General features: G+C 46.8%; 1 protein-coding gene. It reads left to right on the top strand.

Annotation, left to right across the window (positions count from 1 at the left end):
* A partial coding sequence (locus tag AC2JF9_RS09825) for an aldehyde dehydrogenase family protein (protein ID WP_500727406.1) occupies positions 1-417 on the top strand: 417 nt, incomplete at both ends.

Raw genomic sequence — 417 nt, 5'->3', positions numbered from 1 at the left:
CTATAAAACAGCTGCTGCCAATGGTAAGCGTGTTCAAGCGCTTGCCGGAGCGAAAAACCATTCGATTGTGTTGCCGGATGCAGATATGGAAAATGCGGTCCGCAATATTACGATGGCGGCCTTTGGTTCTGCAGGCGAACGCTGTATGGCTGCGTCTGTTGTTGTAGCAGTTGGGGGTATCGCGGATGAACTGGTAAACAAGTTAAAACAAGCCGCTGACGAAATTATCATCGGCAATGGTTTGGAAAAAGGGGTATTCCTTGGGCCTGTGATCCGCGAATCCCATAAAGAACGGACATTGAAATATATTGAGTCAGGGCAAGAACAGGGAGCACGCTTAATCAGGGATGGACGGAATGATGAAGTAAATGAAGAAGGCTATTTTGTGGGTCCAACGATTTTTGATAGTGTAAAGAC

The sequence above is a fragment of the Lactobacillus sp. C449L genome (assembly GCF_059900815.1).
Note: the sequence above shows the minus strand (reverse complement) of the source record. Positions and strands in the feature narration are given on the sequence as shown.